Origin of the sequence: Xylanimonas ulmi (assembly GCF_004216535.1) — a bacterium.
Classification (GTDB): domain Bacteria; phylum Actinomycetota; class Actinomycetes; order Actinomycetales; family Cellulomonadaceae; genus Xylanimonas; species Xylanimonas ulmi.
The window spans coordinates 3,825,620-3,841,711 of sequence record NZ_SGWX01000001.1 but is presented as its reverse complement, the minus strand read 5'-3'; the positions used below and the strand labels follow the sequence as shown (position 1 = coordinate 3,841,711).

The window sequence follows — 16,092 nt, the reverse complement described above, 5'->3', positions numbered from 1 at the left end:
GAGGCATCCGCCCGCAGCGGAGCGCAGGCTCAGGGCGACCACCGGGCCCCGTGCCCTGAGCCGGAGCGCAGCGCAGGGTGGAGGCCGAGGAACGAGGCATCCGCCCGCAGCGGAGCGCAGGCTCAGGGCGACCACCGGGCCCCGTGCCCTGAGCCGGAGCGCAGCACCGCCCTACCCCTTGCCGTCCCAGACGTCCTCCTCCATCCGTAGCGCCCGCACGCGCTCGGCGCGCTGGGCCAGGTCGGCGTCGGGCGGGTAGACGACCTCCTCCAGCACGAGGCCGTGCGCGGCGACGACGGCCGCGTTGAGCTCACGCCGCCGCGAGGCGAGCACCTGCGCGGGCCAGGTGACGGGCTTGTGCCCCTCCCCCACGGCGATCGACGCCCCCACGAGCGAGCGCACCATGTTGTGGCAGAACGCGTCCGCCACGACGCGCGCGACGACGAGTCCGGCGTCCGGCCCGTCGGTGGGCCGCTCCCAGTCGAGCTCTTTGAGCTCACGGATGGTGGTCGCCCCGGGGCGCGGTTTGCAGAAGGCGGCGAAGTCGCGCACGCCGCGCAACGGCTGGACGGCCTCGTGCATCGCGGCGACGTCCAGCGCCCGGCGGTGCCACAGCACGTTCGCGCGCCGCAGCGGGTCGCGCAGCGCGGCGTCGTCGGCGATGCGGAAGGCGTAGCGGCGGTACAGCGCCGAGAAGCGCGCGTCGAAGCCGACGGGGGCGAGCCGCGCGCGGTGGACGACGACGTCGCGCGGCAGCACCCCGGCCAGCCGCGCGACGAGCGCGTCGCCGGGCTCGCGGTCCGAGCGTCCGGGCAGCGCGTCCCACCGCGGGAGGGGCACGTCGACGTGTGCGACCTGGCCGCGCGCGTGCACGCCCGCGTCGGTGCGCCCCGCGACGGTCAGGCGCGGTGCGGGCAGGCCCAGCGGCCCCAGGCGCAGCACGCGCTCCAGGCCATCCTCGATCGCGCCCTGCACAGTGCGCAGTCTCGGCTGCCGCGCCCAACCTGCGAAGTCCGTGCCGTCGTAGGCCAGGTCGAGCCGCACGCGCACACTGTCCACGTTCACCGCCCCATTCTCCCGGACGGCGCGGCCCGCACGGGCGATGATGGCACCGTGCCCGAGACACTCACCCTCGCCGTCGACTGTGGCGGCGGCGGCATCAAGGCCGCCGTGCTCGACGAGGCCGGGACCGCGCACGCGGCCCCGGTGCGCGTCCCGACGCCGTACCCGCTCCCGCCGACGCTGCTGGTCGAGACCATCGCGGGCATCGCCGACTCGCTGCCGCGCGCCCACCGCGCCACCGTCGGCATGCCCGGCATGATCCGCCACGGCGTCGTCGTGCACACGCCCCACTACGTCACCCGCTCAGGGCCGCGCTCGCGCGTCGAGCCGGACCTGGTGGCGGCGTGGTCGAGCTTCGATATGCGCGCGGCCGTGGCCGACCGCCTGCGCGTGCCGACCAGGGTGCTCAACGACGCCGAGGTTCACGGCGCGGGCGTCATCGCGGGCTCGGGGCTGGAGTTGGTGCTCACGCTCGGCACCGGCCTCGGCTCGGCCACGTTCGACGGTGGCCGGCTGGCGCCGCACCTGGAGTGGTCGCGGGCGCCCGTGCGCCGCGGCGCCACCTACGACGAGTTCATCGGCGAGCCCGAGCGACGGCGCCTGGGCGACGGGCTGTGGTCGCGGCGCGTCGTGGCGGTCGTCGAGGGCCTACGCCCGGTCTTCTGGTGGGACCGGCTCTACGTGGGCGGCGGCAACTCACGCCGCATCACGCCCGCCGCCCTCGCTCGCCTGGGCGACGACGTCGTCATCGTGCCGAACTCAGCGGCTCTCGTGGGCGGGGCCCGCGCGTGGGAGCTGCCGCTGGAGACCTGGGGCTGACGGCCGCGACCGCCTCGAGCAGCACCCGCGAGAACGCGACGGGCGCGTCGAGGCTCACGGTGTGTCGTGCGCGGGGCACGACGATCAGCCGGGCGCCGGCTCCGCCGGAGCGGGCCGCGGCGAGCATCGCCCGCTCCCGGGAGCGGAAGTGGTCCCAGCGGCCGTTGACGATCCATACGGGGCTGACGCCGCGGGCCAGGGCTGTCAGGGTGTCGCTCGCGACGACCTCGCGCAGCACGTCGGCCATGACGGTCAGCGCGTAGCCGCCCGCGGCGACGTCGCGCGCCGCCTCGGCGTCGAGCGTCAGGCCCACCAGCAGGTCGTTGAGGCGCTCGCCACGGTCCGGGCTGGCCTCGAGCAGTCGCGCGGCCACGAGCCAGGCCTCACGCAGCCGCGACTGCGGGGGTGTGCTGCACGACGCCGCGACGAGGCCGGCCGACTGCTCCGGCCGCCGCGCCCGATGCTCGACGGCGACGTACCCGCCCAGCGACAGTCCGACCACCAGCGCGCGCCCGCCGACGTCGTCGACGGCACGGGCGACGGCGTCGACTGCGCCGTCGAGCGTGAACCGCTCGCCCTGCCGGGCGCCGTGTCCGGGCAGGTCGACGGCGACCGCCCGGATCCCGGCCGCGGCGAGCGCGTCAACCTGGCGGCGCCACATGGTGTGTGAGGTGCGTGCGCCGTGCGCCAGGACGACGGGCGTGCGGCCGTCGTCGCTCAGAACCCTCATGTCGTGCTCCGTGCCGGGAAGGTGTCTGGCCACTGTGCCACGCCACGGGGTGCGGACGCGACAGAGCCCCGCACCCAGACGGGTGCGGGGCTCTGCGCGATGAGAGGGAGGCTCAGGCCTCCTTCGTCTCCTCGGTGGACTCGGCGGCCTCGGTCGCCTCGACGACGGCCTCGGTCTCCTCGACCGCCGCCTCAACGGCGGCCTCGGCGGGGGCCTCGGCGGTCTCGGCGACCACGGGCTCCTCGACGGGGGCGGCCTTCTTGGCGGCCTTCTCGGCCTCCGCGACGACGGCCTGCTTCGGGCTGACGGGCTCGGTCACGAGCTCGATGACGGCCATGGGGGCGTTGTCGCCCTTGCGGTTGCCGATCTTGGTGACGCGCGTGTAGCCACCGTTGCGCTCGGCCACGGCCGGGGCGATCTCGGTGAACAGCGTGTGCACCACGCCCTTGTCGCGCACCACGGTCAGGACGCGACGGCGGGCGTGCAGGTCGCCGCGCTTGGCGAACGTGATCAGACGCTCGGCCAGCGGCTGGACGCGCTTCGCCTTGGTCACGGTGGTGGTGATGCGGCCGTGCTCGAAGAGGGCCGTGGCGAGGTTCGCGAGGATCAGGCGCTCGTGAGCCGGGCCACCGCCGAGCCGCGGACCCTTGGTGGGGGTAGGCATTTTCGGGTTCTCCTTGAGGGGTATCCCGTCGCGGGCCGCAGCCACGCCGACGGGCCTGCGCTAGCGGAGGCCGCTCGCGCAGAAAGAGTCGTCAGTACGGCTGCTCGTCGTAGCCCGCGTCGTCGCCGTCGTAGAACGTGGCGGACGGGTCGAAGTCGATCGGCGAGTCCTTGAGCGCGAGGCCGAGCTCGGCCAGCTTCTCCTTGACCTCGTTGATCGACTTCGCGCCGAAGTTGCGGATGTCGAGCAGGTCGGCCTCGCTGCGCGCCACGAGCTCACCCACCTGGTGGATGCCCTCGCGCTTGAGGCAGTTGTACGAACGGATCGTGAGGTTGAGCTCCTCGATCGGCAGCGCCAGGTCCGCGGCCAGCGCGGAGTCCGTCGGCGACGGGCCGATCTCGATGCCCTCGGCCTCGACGTTCAGCTCGCGGGCCAGGCCGAACAGCTCGACGAGCGTCTTGCCGGCGGAGGCGAGAGCGTCGCGCGGCGTGATGGCCGGCTTCGTCTCGACGTCGACGATCAGCTTGTCGAAGTCCGTGCGCTGCTCCACACGGGTGGCCTCGACCTTGTAGGTCACCTTGAGGACCGGCGAGTAGATCGAGTCGACCGGGATGCGGCCGATCTCGGCGTCCACCGACTTGTTCTGGGCGGCGGAGACGTAGCCACGGCCGCGCTCGACGGTCAGCTCGATCTCAAGCTTGCCCTTGTCGTTGAGCGTGGCGATGTGCAGGTCGGGGTTGTGCACCTCGACGCCCGCCGGCGGCACGATGTCGGCGGCGGTGACGGCCCCGGAGCCCTGCTTGCGCAGGTACATGACGACCGGCTCGTCGTTCTCCGAGGAGACGACGAGGTTCTTGATGTTGAGGATGATCTCGGTGACGTCCTCCTTCACCCCCGGCACGGTGGTGAACTCGTGGAGCACACCGTCGATGCGGATGGAGGTGACGGCCGCGCCCGGGATGGACGACAGCAGGGTGCGGCGCAGCGAGTTGCCGAGCGTGTAGCCGAAGCCCGGCTCCAGCGGCTCGATGGCAAAACGGGTGCGGTGCTCCGAGATGACCTCTTCGGTCAGGGTGGGGCGCTGTGCGATCAGCACTGTGGTTGTCCTTTCGGTGTGCGTCCGCTATATGACGCAGCACGATCAGCGATCACTCGCACGACCGGGCGGGGGGATCTCCGTCCGGGCAGGGTTCGGTCAGCCGGACCCCGAGGGGCCCGGCCAACCGAGAGGGTCAGACGCGGCGGCGCTTGGGCGGGCGGACGCCGTTGTGGGCCTGCGGCGTCACGTCCTGGATCGAGCCGACCTCAAGGCCGGTCGCCTGCAGGGAGCGGATGGCGGTCTCGCGACCGGAGCCCGGGCCCTTGACGAAGACGTCGACCTTCTTCACGCCGTGCTCCTGGGCGCGGCGGGCGGCCGACTCGGCGGCCAGCTGCGCGGCGAACGGCGTCGACTTGCGCGAGCCCTTGAAGCCGACATGGCCGGCCGAGGCCCACGCGATCACGGCGCCCGTCGGGTCCGTGATCGAGACGATCGTGTTGTTGAACGTGGACTTGATGTGCGCCTGGCCGAGCGGGACGTTCTTCTTGTCCTTGCGGCGCGGCTTGCGCGTGCCTGCGGCGGCACGGGTCTTGGGAGGCATCTGCTCGTTCTCTCCTAGTACTGAGGTCGTCGGACCGGAGCGGGCCTCTCACGAGGCCCCGCTGCTCGGACTGCTGACGTCAGCGGGCCTTCTTCTTGCCCGCGACGGTGCGCTTGGGACCCTTGCGGGTACGCGCGTTGGTCTTGGTGCGCTGACCGCGCACCGGCAGCCCGCGACGGTGACGCAGACCCTGGTAGGTGCCGATCTCGACCTTGCGGCGGATGTCGGCGGCGACCTCACGGCGGAGGTCACCCTCGAGCTTGTAGTTGCCCTCGAGGTAGTCACGGAGAGCGACGAGCTGCGCGTCGTCGAGGTCCTTGACGCGGACGTCCGGGCTGATGCCCGTGGCGGTCAGCGTCTGCGACGCGCGGGTACGGCCGACGCCGTAGATGTAGGTGAGCGCGATCTCGACCCGCTTCTCACGGGGGAGGTCGACGCCGATAAGACGTGCCATGTGCCTGACGGCTCCTGTACTTCGCCCGGAGGTCTTCCGCACCGCCCTCCCGCGAACTGCGGGCCCCGGCCTCCGGACCGGGGGTTCCACCGCGTCGGGACGCGGCTTCGTGGTGGTGCGCTGATGGCGGCCTCGCTGGAGGCTCAGCCGCCGGGGGTCATGCGACTGCTCAGCCCTGACGCTGCTTGTGGCGCAGGTTCTCGCAGATCACCATGACGCGACCGTGCCGGCGGATCACCTTGCACTTGTCGCAGATCTTCTTGACGCTGGGCTTGACCTTCATGGTTCTTTCCTTCGCCGCCTCGGCCTCGCACGGCCGTCACACGGTGCGAGGACCCCACCGCGGGCGGTGGGAGTCGGCGTGGTTGAGGGCGAATCCGCCCGGAGACCCGGACGGACGTGACGGGTGACTACTTGTAGCGGTAGACGATCCGGCCGCGGGACAGGTCGTACGGGCTGAGCTCCACCACGACCCGGTCCTCGGGGAGGATGCGGATGTAGTGCTGACGCATCTTGCCCGAGATGTGAGCGAGCACCTTGTGGCCGTTGGCCAGCTCCACGCGGAACATCGCGTTCGGCAGGGCCTCGACCACGCTGCCCTCGATCTCGATGACACCGTCCTTTTTTGCCATGTCCTCCGCTAACTCTCGTCCTGACTTCGTCCCGTCGTCCCCGGGCGAGCCCGGCCGCACCGTGCGGCATACGGCCGACGGCGTGGCACCAGGTGGTGGGACGTGGGATGTCGCGTGTCGCCGTCCGGTCATCTGCGCCGACGCCGGGGCGTCGACCGAAGATGGGCGCGAACGGACTACACCCGACGTACCAGCCTACCGGACACCGCCAGGATCAGAAAGTCGCACGGGCGTGCCGTCGCTCACGCCGCAGCCGCCAGTGCGACGCCATCCGCTTCGCGCCGGCTGGTCCAGCGCCGGTCAGTCGAGGCGGACGACGTCGACGCCCAGCGCCGCGAGACGCTCGGCTCCGCCGTCGGGCGCGGTGAGCACGCTGATGCCGTCGTCGAGGATCGCGACGGTGTGCTCCCAGTGCGCGGCGAGGGAGCCGTCCTGCGTCACGACGGTCCAGCCGTCGGCCAGCTCGCGGGTCTCGCCGCTGCCGAGCGTCACCATGGGCTCGACCGCCAGGCACATGCCGACCTTGAGCGGGATGCCGCGCGAGCTCGTCGCGTAGTTGAGCACGTCGGGCGGCTGGTGCATCGCCGTGCCGATGCCGTGGCCCACGTACTCCTCGACGATGCCGAAGGCGCGGCCCGTCGCGGCGGCCGCGACCTCCACCGCGGTGTCGACCGCGCGCCCGACGTCGCCCAGGCGCCCGCGCGGGGCCAGCGCGGCGATGCCGGCCCACAGGGCAGCCTCGGTCGCGCGCACCAGGTCGTCGACCGCAGGGTCCGCCTCGGGCGAGCCGAGCGGCAGCGCGCCGTCGGCGCCGAGCACAAAGGTGATGGCCGAGTCGCCATGCCAGCCGTCGACGACGGCCCCGGCGTCGATCGAGACGACGTCACCGGCCTCCAGCACGCGAGGCCCGGGGATCCCATGGATCACCTCGTCATTGACCGACGCGCACACGGTCGCCGGGAACCCGTGGTACCCGAGGAAGTTGGACGTCGCGCCCGCATGCGCGAGCACCGCCCGGGCGGCGTCGTCGAGGTCCGACGTCGTGCGGCCCGGGCGGGCGGCGGCGCGCACGGCCGCGAGCATGTCCGCCACGACGAGGCCGGCGCGCCGCATGACGCGCACCTGCTCGAGCGTCTTGAGCTCGACGCGCTCTCGTCCCAGCAGTGACATTCAGGTCAGCCGAGCTGCGCGGCGAGGCCTGCGACGATGCGGTCGGTCACCTCGGGGACCTCGCCGATCCCGTCGACCTGGACCAGCAGGCCGCGCTCGGCGTAGGCCGCGGTGAGCGGGGCGGTCTGCTCGGCGTAGATGTCGAGGCGGCGGGCGATGGCCTCCTCGGTGTCGTCCGCGCGGCCCTCAAGCTCCGCGCGCTTGGCGATGCGCGCGAGCAGCTCGGCGCGGTCGGCGGTGAGCTCCACCACGCCGTCGAGCTGCCAGCCCAGGTCCCCCAGGATGGCGTCGAGCGCCTCGACCTGGCTGCGGTTGCGGGGGTAGCCGTCGAGGATGAAGCCCACCTGGGCGTCGTCCTCACCGAGGCGGCTGCGGACCATCTTGTCCGTGACCTCGTCGGGCACGAGCTCACCCTTGTTGGTGTACTCCTGCGCGAGGCGGCCCAGCTCGGTGCCGCCCTTGATGTTGGCGCGGAAGATGTCGCCGGTCGAGATCGCCGGGATCCCGAAGACCTCGGCCAGACGCGCGGCCTGCGTGCCCTTGCCGGAGCCCTGCGGGCCCATGATGAGCAGGCGGGTCACGCGGCTCTCCGGCCCGGGGGCCGGGTGCAGGTCGTGACGCGAGGGAACGGAGCTGGCTGTCAACGGAGGAACCCTTCGTAGTGACGCTGCTGCAGCTGGGAGTCGATCTGCTTGACCGTCTCCAGGCCGACACCCACGATGATCAGGATCGAGGTGCCGCCGAACGGCAGGTTGTGAGTCAGGCCCAGGGCCACGACGATCAGCGTCGGGATGAGTGCGATGACCACGAGGTACAGCGAGCCTGCCGACGTGATGCGGGTGATCACGTAGTCCAGGTACTCCGCGGTCGGGCGGCCGGCGCGGATGCCAGGGATGAAGCCGCCGTACTTCTTCATGTTGTCGGCGACCTCGTCGGGGTTGAACGTGATCGACGTGTAGAAGAAGCAGAAGAACAGGATCAGCAGCGCGTACAGCGCGATGTGCAGCGGCGAGCTCGGGGTCGCGAGCCACTGGACGATCCACTGCACCCACCCGGCCGACTGGTCGCCGAACTGGGCGATGAGCGTCGGGATGGCCAGCAGCGAGGAGGCGAAGATGACCGGGATCACGCCCGCCATGTTGATCTTGATCGGGATGTACGTGCTGGTGCCGCCGTACATGCGCCGACCGACCATGCGCTTGGCGTACTGGACCGGCACGCGACGCTGCGACTGCTCGACGTAGACGACCAGGCCGATGACCAGGACGATCACCGCGACCAGGATGATGATGTTGCGGATGCCGTTGTTGCCGCCCGCCACGGACCACAGGCCGGCCGGGAAGCTCGCGGCGATCGAGGTGAAGATCAGCAGCGACATGCCGTTGCCGACGCCGCGCTCGGTGATGAGCTCGCCCAGCCACATGATCAGGCCGGTGCCGGCGGTCATGGTGATGACCATGAGCAGGATGGTGACCACGCTGCCGTCGGCGATGACGTCGAGGTTGCAGCTCGGGAACAGCGCGCCCTGGCGCGCCGTCGTGATGACCGTCGTGGACTGCAGGATGGCCAGGGCGATCGTCAGGTACCGCGTGTACTGCGTCAGCTTGGCCTGGCCGGCCTGCCCCTCCTTGTGGAGGACCTCGAACCGGGGGATCACCACACGCAGGAGCTGGATGATGATGCTCGCGGTGATGTACGGCATGATGCCGAGCGCGAAGACCGACAGCTGTAGCAGCGCGCCTCCGCTGAAGACGTTGACGAGGCCCAGGAGCGAGGTGTCGTTCGCCGCCAGGTCGACGCACTGGCGGACGTTCGTGTAGTTCACACCGGGCGCCGGGATGAACGACCCGATACGGAAGACCACCATGATGGCGATCGTGAACAGCAGCTTGCGCCGCAGGTCAGGCGTCCGGAAAGCCCGGGCGAATGCGCTGAGCACCTATCCTCCTGGCCCGCCGAGGCGGGTTCTCGTGTCGCCGGGGCTGCCGGCGAGGGTGGGCGTCTCGCCGACGGGCTGACCCCGCCGACATGGCGCCGATTGGACGCGGTCCGGCAGGAGTCTGACGACCCCTGCGCAGGTCACACCGGAAGGCACGACCGAACCGCAACGGATTCTACGTGGAAGCGCGGGCGACTTCGCCACAGAGAGCGAACCGCGACAGCACACGGGGCCGGGGCGCATGTCGCGCCACCGGCCCCGTGGGTGCCTCTCAGTCCTCCGAGACCGAGCCGCCAGCCGCCAGGATCTTCTCCTTGGCGGAGCCGGACAGCGCGTCGACCGCGACGTCCAGCTTGACGGTGATCTCCCCCGTGCCGAGCACCTTCACCGGCTGGCCCTTGCGGACGGCGCCCTTGGCGACAAGGTCCTCGACGGTGACAGCGCCACCCTCGGGGTAGAGCGCGCCGAGCTTGTCCAGGTTCACGACCTGGAACTCGACGCGGAACGGGTTCTTGAACCCACGCAGCTTCGGAAGGCGCATGTGCAGAGGCATCTGCCCACCCTCGAAGCGCTGCGGGACCTGGTAGCGGGCCTTGGTGCCCTTGGTGCCGCGACCCGCCGTCTTACCCTTCGACGCCTCACCACGACCCACGCGGGTCTTGGCGGTCTTGGCGCCGGGGGCCGGACGCAGGTGGTGGACCTTGAGCGGCTTGACCGAGGTCTCCTCCGCCGTGGTCTTCTTCTCGGCCATGGTCAGTCGACCTCCTCGACGGTCACCAGGTGCGAGACCGTGTTGACCATGCCGCGGATCTCCGGGCGGTCCTCCTTCACGGCGGTGTCGCCGATCCGCTTGAGGCCCAGGGTCCGCAGCGTCTCACGCTGGTTCTTCTTGCCGCCGATGGCGGACTTGGTCTGGGTAACCTTCAGGCGAGCCATCACGCACCCACCTTCGCGTCGGAGCCAGCCGCGTCCTTCTTGGCGGCGAAGCCCGCCGCCTGGGCGCGCAGCAGCGCGGCCGGGGCGACGTCCTCAAGGGCGAGCCCACGGCGCGCGGCCACAGCGGCCGGCTCCTCGAGCTGCTTGAGGGCCTGCACCGTCGCGTGGACGATGTTGATCGAGTTGGACGAGCCGAGCGACTTGCTCAGGACGTCGTGGATGCCCGCGCACTCCAGCACGGCGCGCACCGGACCACCGGCGATCACACCGGTACCCGGCGAGGCCGGACGCAGGAACACGACACCGGCGGCGGCCTCACCCTGGGTGGGGTGCGGAATGGTGCCCTGGATGCGGGGGACGCGGAAGAAGTTCTTCTTCGCCTCCTCGACACCCTTGGCGATCGCCGCGGGCACCTCCTTGGCCTTGCCGTAGCCGACGCCCACGGTGCCGTCACCGTCGCCCACCACGACCAGCGCGGTGAAGCTGAAGCGGCGACCACCCTTGACGACCTTCGCGACGCGGTTGATCGTCACGACGCGCTCGACGAAGGCGCTCTTCTCCGCCTCGCGGCGGTCGTTGCGGCGGTCGTCGCGGCGGTTGCTGCGACGTCCGTCGTTGGTGGACTCGTTGGCGCCCTGGGGGGCGCCGGTGCGCTGCCCTGCAGCCATCAGAGGTTCCTCATCTTCCGGTCGGTCGTCGGAGCCGGGGCCATCACAGCGCCAGTCCCGACTCGCGGGCGCCGTCTGCGACAGCAGCGACGCGGCCGTGGTACTTGTTGCCGCCGCGGTCGAAGACCACGGACTCGACACCAGCGGCCTTGGCGCGCGCGGCGACGAGCTCGCCGACCTTGCGGGCCTTGGCCACCTTGTCGCCGTCGAACGCCCGCAGGTCGGCCTCGAGGGTCGAGGCGGACGCGACGGTCTTGCCCACGGTGTCGTCGACGATCTGCGCCACCATGTGGCGGTTCGAGCGCGTCACGACGAGGCGGGGACGAGCCGGCGTACCGGTGATCTTCTTGCGCAGACGCAGGTGGCGGCGCTGACGAGCGACGGCCTTGCCCTTGCCCAGGATCTTGATAGCCATCACTTACCAGCCTTTCCGACCTTGCGGCGGACGACCTCGCCGGCGTAGCGCACGCCCTTGCCCTTGTAGGGCTCGGGCTTGCGGATCTTGCGGATGTTCGCCGCGACCTCGCCGACCTGCTGCTTGTCGATGCCGGAGACCGAGAACTTGGTGGGGCTCTCGACGGCGAACGTGATGCCCTCGGGGGCCTTCACGAGCACCGGGTGGCTGAAGCCGAGGGCGAACTCGAGGTCGGAGCCCTTGGCCGTGACGCGGTAACCCGTGCCGACGATCTCAAGCTTCTTCTCGTAGCCCTGCGTGACGCCGGTGACGATGTTCGCCAGCAGCGTGCGGGTCAGTCCGTGCAGCGCACGGGAGTCGCGCTCGTCGTTCGGGCGCGTCACGACGAGCGTGGCGGCCTCCTGCGCGACCGTGATGGGGGCGGGCACGTGGTGCTCAAGGGAGCCCTTGGGGCCCTTGATCGTCACGAGTGCGCCCGAGATGGTGACGTCCACGCCGGCGGGCACCGGGACGGGGATCTTGCCGATTCGAGACATGGCTTGTATCTCCCTTCCGATTACCAGACGTAGGCGAGGACCTCGCCACCGACGCCCTTGGCCTGAGCCTGGCGGTCGGTGAGGAGGCCGGACGAGGTCGACAGGATCGCGACGCCGAGGCCACCGAGGACCTTGGGAAGCTCAGTCGACTTCGCGTACTTGCGAAGACCCGGCTTCGAGACGCGGCGGATGCCCGACAGGGCGCGCTCGCGGTTCGGGCCGTACTTCAGGGTGATGGTGAGGCTCTTGCCCACCTTCGCGTCCTCGACGACGAAGCCGGCGATGTAGCCCTCCTTCTGAAGGATCTCCGCGATGTGGAGCTTCAGCTTGGAGGACGGCATCGTCACGGAGTCGTGGTGCGCCGAGTTCGCGTTACGCAGACGCGTGAGCATGTCTGCGATCGGGTCAGTCATCGTCATCTGGGCTCGTGCCCTTCCTCGTCGCGGTTTCCGGCCGGCTCTCGGAGAACCAGTCCCCGGGTCCCGGAGGACCTACGACGTTGTGGTGATTACCAGCTGCGCGAGCTCACCAGGAGCTCTTGGTCACGCCGGGGAGCTCGCCGCGGTGGGCCATCTCCCGGACGCAGATACGGCACAGGCCGAACTTGCGGTAGACCGAGTGCGGTCGGCCGCAGCGCTGGCACCGGGTGTAGGCGCGCACCGCGAACTTAGGCTTCGCGGCGGCCTTGTTGATCAGGGCCTTCTTCGCCATGTCAGTTCTCCTCCTTGAAGGGGAAGCCGAGACGGCGAAGCAGCGAACGGCCCTCGTCGTCGGTGTTCGCCGTGGTCACGACCGTGATGTCCATACCGCGGACGCGGTCGATCCTGTCCTGGTCGATCTCGTGGAACATCGACTGCTCCGTGAGGCCGAACGTGTAGTTGCCGTGGCCGTCGAACTGCTTGGCCGACAGACCGCGGAAGTCGCGGATGCGGGGCAGGGCGATCGACAGCAGACGGTCGAGGAACTCCCACATGCGGTCACCGCGCAGCGTCACGTGGGCGCCGATCGGCATGCCCTCGCGCAGCTTGAACTGGGCGATGGACTTGCGGGCCTTGGTGACCTGCGGCTTCTGACCGGTGATCGCGGTCAGGTCGCGGATCGCGCCCTCAATGAGCTTGGAGTCCTTGGCGGCGTCGCCGACGCCCATGTTCACGACGATCTTGGTCAGACCGGGAACCAGGGTGACGTTCTTGTAGCCGAACTCCTCGCGCAGCCCGGCCAGGATCTCCTCGCGGTACTTCTGCTTGAGGCGCGGCAAGGCCGGGGCCTCGAGAGTGGTCTCGCTCATCAGATGTCCTTCCCCGAGCGCTTCGCGACGCGCACGCGAACCGTCTTGGTCTTGCCGTCGCGCTCGACCTGCTCGAGGCGGAAGCCCACGCGGGTGCCCTTCTTGGTCTCCGGGTCCACGAGCATGACGTTGGAGACGTGGATGGGGGCCTCGACGGTCTCGATGCCGCCGGTGCGCGAACCGCGGGCGGTCTGGCCGGCCTTGACGTGCTTGGTCACACGCTGGACGCCCTCGACCACGAGGCGGTCGGAGTCCACCAGGACCTCGAGCACGCGGCCGGTCTTGCCCTTGTCGCGACCCGAGATGACGACGACCTGGTCGCCCTTCTTGATCTTGGCCATGGTCAGAGCACCTCCGGCGCGAGCGAGATGATCTTCATGAACCGCTTGTCGCGAAGCTCGCGACCGACCGGGCCGAAGATGCGGGTACCACGAGGCTCGCCGTCGTTCTTGAGGATGACGGCGGCGTTCTCGTCGAACTTGATGTAGGAACCGTCGGGACGACGGCGCTCCTTGGCGGTCCGGACGATGACGGCCTTGACGACGTCGCCCTTCTTCACGTTGCCGCCCGGGATCGCGTCCTTGACGGTGGCGACGATGACGTCACCGATACCGGCGTAGCGACGGCCCGACCCACCGAGAACACGGATGCAGAGAATCTCCTTCGCACCCGTGTTGTCGGCGACCCGGAGTCGCGACTCCTGCTGGATCATTCAAATGCTCCTGTCGTCGAGCTGGTTCTCCACGCCCACGTGCGGACACGCGGCGGGCGAGGAGCCTGGCCGAACGGATTGTTGGGGTGTGGCCGCCCGCACGCATACGTGTGTCACGCCGCGGGCAGGCCGATCGAAGAGTCTACGCCGTCCGGCCCCCTTTCGGGGCCCGGACGGCGAAGATCACTTCCTGGCGTGGGTCACTTGGCCTTCTCGAGGATCTCCACGAGGCGCCACCGCTTGGTCGCGGACAGCGGGCGGGTCTCCATGATGACGACCAGGTCGCCGATGCCGGCGCTGTTCTGCTCGTCGTGGGCCTTGACCTTGGTCGTGCGACGCAGGACCTTGCCGTAGAGCGCGTGCTTCACGCGGTCCTCGACCTCGACCACGATGGTCTTGTCCATCTTGTCGCTGACCACGTAGCCGCGGCGGACCTTGCGGATGCCCCGCTCGGGGGCGGCCGCGGCCGCCGGCTGGGTCGTCTCGTTCGTCATGTTCTGCCTCACTCAGCGCTCGGAGCCGTACGGATGCCGAGCTCGCGCTCGCGCAGGATCGTGTAGATCCGCGCGATGTCACGCTTGACGGCCTTGATGCGGCCGTGCGACTCCAGCTGGCCGGTGGCCGACTGGAAGCGGAGGTTGAAGAGCTCCTCCTTGGCCTTCTTCAGCTCGGCGACGAGCTTCTCGTCGTCGAAGCCGTCCAGGTCGGTCGGGGCAAGGCCCTTGGTACCGATAGCCATCAGATCGCACCACCCTCGCGCACCACGAAACGGCACTTCATCGGGAGCTTGTGGATCGCGCGACGCATGGCCTCACGAGCCAGGGGCTCCGGGACGCCGGCCAGCTCGAAGACGATGCGGCCGGGCTTGACGTTGGCGACCCACCACTCGGGCGAGCCCTTACCCGAGCCCATGCGGGTCTCGGCGGGCTTCTTGGTCAGGGGACGGTCCGGGTAGATGTTGATCCAGACCTTGCCGCCACGCTTGATGTGGCGGGTCATCGCGATACGCGCAGCCTCGATCTGACGGTTGGTGACGTAGGCGGGCTCGAGGGCCTGGATGCCGAAGTCGCCGAACGCGATCGTGTTGCCACCCTTCGACGCGCCGGAGCGGCCGGGGTGGTGCTGCTTGCGGTGCTTGAGCCTGCGGGGAATCAGCATGCTCAGGCCTCCGTTCCGGTCTCAGCCGGCGCCTCGGGAGCCGAGTCGGCGGCCGGGGCCGCCGGGGTCTCGGTGGCCGAGGCAGCCGGTCGCTCGTTGCGGCGCCCGCCACGGCGGTCGCCACGCTCGCCACGCTCACCGCGAGGGCCACCACGGCCCTGACGGGGGGCGGCTGCGGCCTGCTGGGCGGCGAACTCCTTCTCGGTGATGTCGCCCTTGTAGATCCACACCTTCACGCCGATGCGGCCGAAGGTGGTGCGCGCCTCGTAGAAGCCGAAGTCGATGTTCGCGCGGAGCGTGTGCAGCGGCACACGGCCCTCACGGTAGAACTCCGACCGGCTCATCTCGGCGCCGCCGAGGCGGCCCGAGACCTGAACGCGGATGCCCTTGGCGCCGGCGCGCTGCGCGGACTGAATGCCCTTGCGCATGGCGCGGCGGAAGGAGACGCGGCTGGCGAGCTGCTCGGCGATGCCCTGAGCGACCAGCTGCGCGTCGATCTCCGCGTTCTTGACCTCGAGGATGTTGAGCTGCACCTGCTTGCCGGTGAGCTTCTCCAGCTCGCCGCGGATGCGGTCGGCCTCGGCGCCCCGGCGGCCGATCACGATGCCCGGACGCGCCGTGTGGATGTCCACGCGGACGCGGTCGCGGGTGCGCTCGATCTCGACCTTGGAGATGCCGGCGCGCTCCAGGCCAGTGCCCATGAGCTTGCGGATCTGGACGTCCTCACGGACGTAGTCGCGGTACCGCTGACCGGGCTTGGTGCTGTCGGCGAACCAGCGCGACCGGTGGTCGGTGGTGATGCCGAGGCGGTACCCGTGCGGGTGAACCTTCTGCCCCACTATCGGGCCCCTTCCTTCTTCTCGGTCTGCTTGGGTGCGACGACGACCGTGATGTGGCTGGTGCGCTTGAGCACACGAGCCGCACGGCCCTGAGCACGCGGACGGAACCGCTTCAGGGTCGGGCCCTCGTCGACGAACGCAGCGGCGACGACGAGGTCCTGCTCGTCGAAGCGCTCGCTCGCACGGTCGGCCTTCACCCGGGCGTTCGCGATCGCGGACTCCACGACCTTGCGCACCGGCTCGGCGGCGGCCTGCGGTGCGAACTTCAGCACCGCGACGGCCTCGCCGGCCTGCTTGCCACGGATGAGGTCCACGACGCGCCGGGCCTTCATCGGCGTCACGCGGACGAACCGCGCCTGCGCCTTGGCTTCCATTGCTGTCCTGCTTCCTTTTCTCAGACAGTCGGGGCTGTCAGTCGCGAGCCACGGGG

The 16,092-nt window shown here is 70.3% G+C and carries 27 protein-coding genes; 1 reads left to right on the top strand and 26 read right to left on the bottom strand.

The window, feature by feature from the left end:
• Positions 1-171: 171 nt before the first annotated feature.
• Positions 172-1,059 carry a tRNA pseudouridine(38-40) synthase TruA gene (gene truA / locus EV386_RS17620; protein WP_130417024.1) on the bottom strand — a complete coding sequence of 296 codons (888 nt, stop codon included), beginning with the start codon at positions 1,057-1,059 and terminating at the stop codon, positions 172-174.
• Positions 1,060-1,113: 54 nt separating this feature from the next.
• On the opposite strand from truA, the gene EV386_RS17615 reads away from it, so the two are divergent.
• On the top strand, positions 1,114-1,881 hold the full coding sequence (locus tag EV386_RS17615; protein ID WP_130416565.1) for an ROK family protein: 768 nt from the start codon (positions 1,114-1,116) through the stop codon (positions 1,879-1,881).
• Here EV386_RS17615 and EV386_RS17610 read toward each other — a convergent pair.
• The 25 genes from EV386_RS17610 to rplV all read right to left on the bottom strand — a co-directional run bounded on the left by EV386_RS17610 (position 1,808) and on the right by rplV (position 16,036).
• Positions 1,808-2,611 carry an alpha/beta fold hydrolase gene (locus EV386_RS17610; RefSeq protein ID WP_165399991.1) on the bottom strand — a complete coding sequence of 268 codons (804 nt, stop codon included), beginning with the start codon at positions 2,609-2,611 and terminating at the stop codon, positions 1,808-1,810. The two genes, EV386_RS17615 and EV386_RS17610, sit on opposite strands and share 74 nt — an antisense overlap.
• Positions 2,612-2,723: 112 nt before the next feature.
• Positions 2,724-3,275, bottom strand: coding sequence for a 50S ribosomal protein L17 (gene rplQ, locus EV386_RS17605; RefSeq protein ID WP_130416564.1), 552 nt, complete (start codon positions 3,273-3,275; stop codon positions 2,724-2,726).
• A gap of 91 nt (positions 3,276-3,366) precedes the next feature.
• Positions 3,367-4,371, bottom strand: coding sequence for a DNA-directed RNA polymerase subunit alpha (locus EV386_RS17600; RefSeq protein WP_130416563.1), 1,005 nt, complete (start codon positions 4,369-4,371; stop codon positions 3,367-3,369).
• 136 nt (positions 4,372-4,507) lie between these two features.
• The gene (rpsK, locus tag EV386_RS17595; protein ID WP_012877434.1) at positions 4,508-4,915 is read right to left on the bottom strand and encodes a 30S ribosomal protein S11; all 408 of its coding nucleotides are present in this window, start codon (positions 4,913-4,915) and stop codon (positions 4,508-4,510) included.
• Positions 4,916-4,994: 79 nt separating this feature from the next.
• Positions 4,995-5,369, bottom strand: a complete 375-nt coding sequence (gene rpsM, locus EV386_RS17590; RefSeq protein ID WP_130416562.1) for a 30S ribosomal protein S13 — start codon at positions 5,367-5,369, stop codon at positions 4,995-4,997.
• A gap of 169 nt (positions 5,370-5,538) precedes the next feature.
• Positions 5,539-5,652: a 50S ribosomal protein L36 gene (gene rpmJ, locus EV386_RS17585; protein ID WP_009740505.1), complete on the bottom strand. Its 114-nt coding sequence runs from the start codon at positions 5,650-5,652 to the stop codon at positions 5,539-5,541.
• 127 nt (positions 5,653-5,779) lie between these two features.
• Positions 5,780-6,001 (bottom strand): translation initiation factor IF-1, encoded by a 222-nt coding sequence (infA, locus tag EV386_RS17580; protein WP_012867920.1) that lies wholly within the window; start codon positions 5,999-6,001, stop codon positions 5,780-5,782.
• 300 nt (positions 6,002-6,301) lie between these two features.
• The gene (map, locus tag EV386_RS17575) at positions 6,302-7,165 is read right to left on the bottom strand and encodes a type I methionyl aminopeptidase (RefSeq protein ID WP_165400039.1); all 864 of its coding nucleotides are present in this window, start codon (positions 7,163-7,165) and stop codon (positions 6,302-6,304) included.
• Positions 7,166-7,176: 11 nt separating this feature from the next.
• On the bottom strand, positions 7,177-7,734 hold the full coding sequence (locus EV386_RS17570) for an adenylate kinase (protein WP_130417023.1): 558 nt from the start codon (positions 7,732-7,734) through the stop codon (positions 7,177-7,179).
• A gap of 77 nt (positions 7,735-7,811) precedes the next feature.
• Positions 7,812-9,110 (bottom strand): preprotein translocase subunit SecY, encoded by a 1,299-nt coding sequence (gene secY / locus EV386_RS17565; protein WP_130416560.1) that lies wholly within the window; start codon positions 9,108-9,110, stop codon positions 7,812-7,814.
• 271 nt (positions 9,111-9,381) lie between these two features.
• Entirely contained in the window at positions 9,382-9,861 is a 480-nt protein-coding gene (rplO, locus tag EV386_RS17560) for a 50S ribosomal protein L15 (RefSeq protein WP_130416559.1), read from the bottom strand.
• 2 nt (positions 9,862-9,863) lie between these two features.
• The gene (rpmD, locus tag EV386_RS17555) at positions 9,864-10,046 is read right to left on the bottom strand and encodes a 50S ribosomal protein L30 (RefSeq protein WP_012877427.1); all 183 of its coding nucleotides are present in this window, start codon (positions 10,044-10,046) and stop codon (positions 9,864-9,866) included.
• Entirely contained in the window at positions 10,046-10,714 is a 669-nt protein-coding gene (gene rpsE / locus EV386_RS17550; protein ID WP_130416558.1) for a 30S ribosomal protein S5, read from the bottom strand. The genes rpmD and rpsE overlap by 1 nt, the downstream gene beginning before the upstream one ends.
• Positions 10,715-10,757: 43 nt before the next feature.
• Positions 10,758-11,129, bottom strand: a complete 372-nt coding sequence (gene rplR / locus EV386_RS17545; RefSeq protein ID WP_130416557.1) for a 50S ribosomal protein L18 — start codon at positions 11,127-11,129, stop codon at positions 10,758-10,760.
• Positions 11,129-11,665 carry a 50S ribosomal protein L6 gene (gene rplF, locus EV386_RS17540; RefSeq protein ID WP_130416556.1) on the bottom strand — a complete coding sequence of 179 codons (537 nt, stop codon included), beginning with the start codon at positions 11,663-11,665 and terminating at the stop codon, positions 11,129-11,131. The genes rplR and rplF overlap by 1 nt, the downstream gene beginning before the upstream one ends.
• A gap of 20 nt (positions 11,666-11,685) precedes the next feature.
• Positions 11,686-12,084: a 30S ribosomal protein S8 gene (gene rpsH / locus EV386_RS17535; RefSeq protein WP_130416555.1), complete on the bottom strand. Its 399-nt coding sequence runs from the start codon at positions 12,082-12,084 to the stop codon at positions 11,686-11,688.
• Positions 12,085-12,190: 106 nt separating this feature from the next.
• Positions 12,191-12,376 carry a type Z 30S ribosomal protein S14 gene (locus EV386_RS17530; protein WP_012877422.1) on the bottom strand — a complete coding sequence of 62 codons (186 nt, stop codon included), beginning with the start codon at positions 12,374-12,376 and terminating at the stop codon, positions 12,191-12,193.
• 1 nt (position 12,377) lies between these two features.
• Positions 12,378-12,953, bottom strand: a complete 576-nt coding sequence (gene rplE / locus EV386_RS17525; RefSeq protein WP_130416554.1) for a 50S ribosomal protein L5 — start codon at positions 12,951-12,953, stop codon at positions 12,378-12,380.
• Complete coding sequence (gene rplX, locus EV386_RS17520; RefSeq protein ID WP_130416553.1) at positions 12,953-13,294, bottom strand: 50S ribosomal protein L24; 342 nt, start codon at positions 13,292-13,294, stop codon at positions 12,953-12,955. Before rplX ends, rplE begins: the two co-directional genes overlap by 1 nt.
• A 2-nt stretch (positions 13,295-13,296) precedes the next feature.
• Positions 13,297-13,665: a 50S ribosomal protein L14 gene (rplN, locus tag EV386_RS17515; RefSeq protein WP_056653778.1), complete on the bottom strand. Its 369-nt coding sequence runs from the start codon at positions 13,663-13,665 to the stop codon at positions 13,297-13,299.
• A 200-nt stretch (positions 13,666-13,865) separates the two neighbouring features.
• Positions 13,866-14,159 carry a 30S ribosomal protein S17 gene (gene rpsQ, locus EV386_RS17510; protein WP_130416552.1) on the bottom strand — a complete coding sequence of 98 codons (294 nt, stop codon included), beginning with the start codon at positions 14,157-14,159 and terminating at the stop codon, positions 13,866-13,868.
• A gap of 8 nt (positions 14,160-14,167) precedes the next feature.
• Positions 14,168-14,404, bottom strand: coding sequence for a 50S ribosomal protein L29 (gene rpmC, locus EV386_RS17505; protein WP_130416551.1), 237 nt, complete (start codon positions 14,402-14,404; stop codon positions 14,168-14,170).
• The gene (gene rplP / locus EV386_RS17500; protein ID WP_130416550.1) at positions 14,404-14,823 is read right to left on the bottom strand and encodes a 50S ribosomal protein L16; all 420 of its coding nucleotides are present in this window, start codon (positions 14,821-14,823) and stop codon (positions 14,404-14,406) included. The genes rpmC and rplP overlap by 1 nt, the downstream gene beginning before the upstream one ends.
• Positions 14,824-14,825: 2 nt before the next feature.
• Positions 14,826-15,662 carry a 30S ribosomal protein S3 gene (gene rpsC, locus EV386_RS17495; RefSeq protein ID WP_130416549.1) on the bottom strand — a complete coding sequence of 279 codons (837 nt, stop codon included), beginning with the start codon at positions 15,660-15,662 and terminating at the stop codon, positions 14,826-14,828.
• The gene (rplV, locus tag EV386_RS17490; protein ID WP_130416548.1) at positions 15,662-16,036 is read right to left on the bottom strand and encodes a 50S ribosomal protein L22; all 375 of its coding nucleotides are present in this window, start codon (positions 16,034-16,036) and stop codon (positions 15,662-15,664) included. Before rplV ends, rpsC begins: the two co-directional genes overlap by 1 nt.
• Positions 16,037-16,092: the final 56 nt, after the last annotated feature.